This window comes from Aetokthonos hydrillicola CCALA 1050, from assembly GCF_017591665.1.
Lineage (GTDB): Bacteria > Cyanobacteriota > Cyanobacteriia > Cyanobacteriales > Nostocaceae > Aetokthonos > Aetokthonos hydrillicola.
This window is the reverse complement of record NZ_JAAKGC010000229.1, coordinates 1-3,833: the sequence shown is the minus strand read 5'-3', so window position 1 is coordinate 3,833 and position 3,833 is coordinate 1. Positions and strand designations below refer to the sequence as shown.

5 protein-coding genes are annotated in these 3,833 nt (G+C 42.2%); 2 read left to right on the top strand and 3 right to left on the bottom strand.

Going from position 1 to position 3,833, the window contains the following annotated elements; genetic code table 11:
* Positions 1–358, top strand: a 358-nt coding sequence (locus G4P69_RS36070; RefSeq protein ID WP_208354707.1) for a DUF1731 domain-containing protein, incomplete at its 5' end; no start/stop codon positions are given.
* A 104-nt stretch (positions 359–462) separates the two neighbouring features.
* Here G4P69_RS36070 and G4P69_RS36065 read toward each other — a convergent pair.
* The 3 genes from G4P69_RS36065 to G4P69_RS36055 form a co-directional block, all read right to left on the bottom strand.
* Entirely contained in the window at positions 463–714 is a 252-nt protein-coding gene (locus G4P69_RS36065) for a hypothetical protein (RefSeq protein ID WP_208343970.1), read from the bottom strand.
* A gap of 134 nt (positions 715–848) precedes the next feature.
* On the bottom strand, positions 849–1,271 hold the full coding sequence (locus tag G4P69_RS36060; protein WP_208343960.1) for a tetratricopeptide repeat protein: 423 nt from the start codon (positions 1,269–1,271) through the stop codon (positions 849–851).
* A gap of 74 nt (positions 1,272–1,345) precedes the next feature.
* Positions 1,346–1,702, bottom strand: a complete 357-nt coding sequence (locus G4P69_RS36055) for an iron-sulfur cluster assembly accessory protein (protein WP_208343961.1) — start codon at positions 1,700–1,702, stop codon at positions 1,346–1,348.
* Positions 1,703–2,045: 343 nt separating this feature from the next.
* Between G4P69_RS36055 and G4P69_RS36050 the strand changes: the two genes are divergently transcribed.
* A complete protein-coding gene (locus G4P69_RS36050) occupies positions 2,046–3,689 on the top strand; it encodes a DUF6930 domain-containing protein (RefSeq protein WP_208343962.1) in 1,644 nt (547 codons plus the stop codon).
* Positions 3,690–3,833: the final 144 nt, after the last annotated feature.

The window sequence follows — 3,833 nt, the reverse complement described above, 5'->3', positions numbered from 1 at the left end:
GTTTAAACTTTTTGCTGGTGGTCCTTTAGGAAGTGGACAGCAATGGTTTTCTTGGATTCACATAGATGATTTAGTGAATCTAATTTTACAAGCTTTATCTCAATCAAAAATGCAAGGAGTATATAACGCTACTGCTCCCAACCCTGTTCGGATGAAACAATTGAGCGAAACCATCGGTGAAGTTATCCATCGTCCTTCTTGGTTACCTGTCCCTGGTTTTGCTCTTGAAACTCTTTTAGGGGATGGAGCAATGGTTGTTTTAGAAGGTCAAAAAGTTCTACCCACCCGTACCTTAGAGACTGGGTTTAAATACCAGTATTCTAATTTACAACCTGCTCTTGAGGAAATTTTGAAATAGGGCACCCCTGCGGGGAAGTCAAAAGTCACTCATTCAAAAGTCAAAACTGGGTAAGATTTGTCTTTTTTTCTCCCCTGCTTCCCCTGCTTCCCCTGCTCCCTCTCCTATCCCTGATTCTTTGTTTCCAATTTTTTGGAAATCCAGCTAATAATACCGCTTGTAATTGCGCCTGCCATAAGGATGCCTAGGCTTGGGTTAAAAACAGGCTGCCAGAGTTTGTACCACAAGTTTAAACCCAGTGGTACTCCGGCTAGATGACCAATAACTGCGATCGCCAACCACGCAAAGCTAAATATAACGAAAAATACATCCGCCATTAAAATCAGGTTGAGCCAGCGCAAAAATTTTTCTTTCATCGTCAATAGGGGCATAGGATTAAACGATAATTAGTGGTCAATTGTTAGATTAACAATCAACCACTAACAAACAAGAACGCGACGCCTGTCGTCAGGGTGCGGAAAAACACTTACGTTTAGCGCCGAGTGGGCTACTAACTTTCAAACAGCCAGCTTTTAACCTTTGCCAAACTTTGCCAATCGGGCTTTCTTGTTAAACCATCTTCAATGCTGTTTTTAATTTCCTCTTGCCATTCCGCGTTAACAATCATTAACTGTTGTGCAAAATCCACATGTTGTCGCAAACCTTTTTGGCCAGTTTCCAGCATTGCGATGGCGAGATTTACTCTTGCCTGTGGGTCTTGTGGATTTAACTTTACTGCTTTTTGGGCAGCTTTGTAAGCGGAGTTGGGTTTTTCATCAAGCAGATACAGCCAGGCTAAACAAGTCCAAGCTGCACTACTTTTAGGAGAGCGATCGCAAACCTCCTTAAATAAAGGAATCAGTTCAGTTGCGGCAACTCCCGCTTTATAACGTTCCAAACCTGTATCAAACAGGGCTTCAACTGTTTGAGTCATAGCACCAGCAAAATTGACCGTCTTATTTTCATTTTAGATTTTAGATTGAGGAGGAATCCAAAATCTAAAATTTACTACACACCAAAGGACTTACCACATCCACAGGTTTGTGCAGCGTTAGGATTAGTAAATTGGAAGCCACCACCAATCATGGCATCGCTGTAATCAAGCATCAAGCCATAGAGATATAATAGACTCTTGCGATCACAAACAATCTTAAAGCCATCATAATCAAAAACTTCATCTTGAGAAGTAATTTTACTGGTGTCTTCAAAATCCATCATGTAGGACATCCCCGAACAGCCACCCTGGCGAACGCCAACTCTCAAACAGAGCTCTTTACCTTGCTTCTGTTGTAGAAGTTTTACTTGTGCTAGGGCTGATTCGCTCAACCGAATGCCTCGTTGCTGAGAATCAATTACTTGTGCCATCTGCCTTTTAACTCCAAAAGAAGCGTCAAACTATATATATTGAACCTGAAAAAGCCAGGATTTTAAACCCCAAGCTAATTTCTAGGTTGCCTTATAAGTTTTTGTATTCATTCTAGCGATAATCATGAAACTCATAAGTGAAATTGTAAATACGGGCGTCAAAAACACGCAAAGATTTTTATTCTAGAATTGAGAGATTCGGTGTATTTGGAGATTCAGTGTCTTTGGATTACAAGCTTTTTAGCAGCCATCAGCCGTAACGACTCTTACGAAGGTAGCCAGATTTTCATCTAAGGCTAGCCATGACCCAAAAGTTTACTTCCAAATTGCTTCTATTTAATCTATGACAAGTTTTAATCGCTCTACCAGTCGTCGTCTGAAGAAATTAACTCAAATTCCTTCTGTATGGGAGGGCGATCGCCGTCCATTGTCATCAACACAAACCCCAGCCCAAGATTCAGAGGCAAAGGGCGAATGTATTCTTTGGGTGGATGGCTCGCAAGGTATTGTCCGAGGAATGGATGTGGTAGCGCCTCAGATCGGTCCAGAGGCTATTGTTCGCACCTTAATGCGAGCAATGGAGCATCCACACAGTCCTGCAAAACCTGCTCGCCCTCAAAGAATTGTGGTCAGAGATCGAGAGATCCAATTTTATCTACGGGGCGTACTGCAAGATTTGGACATTGCGATTGATTATGCCCCAGAATTACCCTTAATTGATGAACTGTTTAGGGGATTTGCCGAAATCCTGGATAGCCAAATCCCCGATTTACCACCGCAGTATGCACAACTGCTACGAGAAAAGGCGTTTGCAATTTGGCAAACAGCCCCTTGGGAATTATTGGAAGAACAGCAAATTCTCTCCATAGAGATTAATAAGTGGGATGTAGGCACGTTGTACGCCTCAGTGATGGGGATGCTGGGAATGGAGTATGGGATACTGTTATATCGTTCAGAAGAGTCATTAAAACGGTTTCGTGCAACTGTTTTAATAGATGAAGATTCAACACAGCGCTTAGAAGAAGCTTTTTTGAAGCAAGATTGTTTGTTTCTTACCTTTGAGCATACTGACGCATCTGATGAAGATGATGACAACTTTGACGATTTAGCAGAACTACCATTATCAGAAATTAACCCTACTTTTGGTAATATCCATCCCTTAGAAGGGCTGCGGTCTGTTTTATATGATGAAGAAGCACTGGTCGTTTATGTTGCTTTAGAAAGCTTTTACCGTTTTATCCGGGATCATCGGCGATCGTTTGCAGAGGATACTTTTCCTGCCCTGAGTCGTCGCTACCGTATTGCCCTTCCTCAGTCAGATGAACCTACTAAATCAGTATCTGTCACTGTCTCTACTATGCCGCAATTAGCGGAAGAATTAGAGGAAATGGCAGGTTTTGAAACAATTGAGGAAGGTGAAGATTTAGAAGATATTGAACAGTTTCAGTCCTTACGAGATGACTTAATCCCAGACGACTCGTTTCTTAGTTTAGGCGTAGTGTCTTGGGAAATGTTGGAGTATCTACGTAAGGGCGTGAAATACTACAAGGTGGGGGAAATCACACAAGCTGGCGAAGGGTTACCTGTGATTTTAATTCAAACTTCTCGCCCTAAAGCAAAGACGGTCATTGAAAATATTGAACAAGCAGGCGGACTAAAAGCGATTTGCTTTAATCCAGGAGCAGATCCCTTTGATGGGACTCACTATGACTTAGGTCTATTACAAACTGATAATGAGGAACTATTTCTATTTGGTGAGTTTCAGGACGACGATCCTACACACGTAGAAGCTCGGAAAAAATGGAATCAGCGATGTAAAAACACCAATGGTTATTGCGGTCTAATCATTGCTAAAGGACTAACAGGATCTTCCCGTGGTAATCCCCAACTACGAGATATGATGGCCTTGTTTGAAGCACGATCACTGTCTCCCAAGGATTTAGGTATTGGGACTTTACAGCTGATGCCTCAACTGCAATTTGAATAATTGTAAGCAGCTTCCTTGTGGCACCAACTAAGCTATTGGACGTCCTAGGGTTCCTTTCGAGACGTACTTACGTTCAGCACCCCTTAACTCTCATAAACTACAGACGCGCAGGAAGCAAGTTTTTCTCCCCGAGAAATGTTTTCC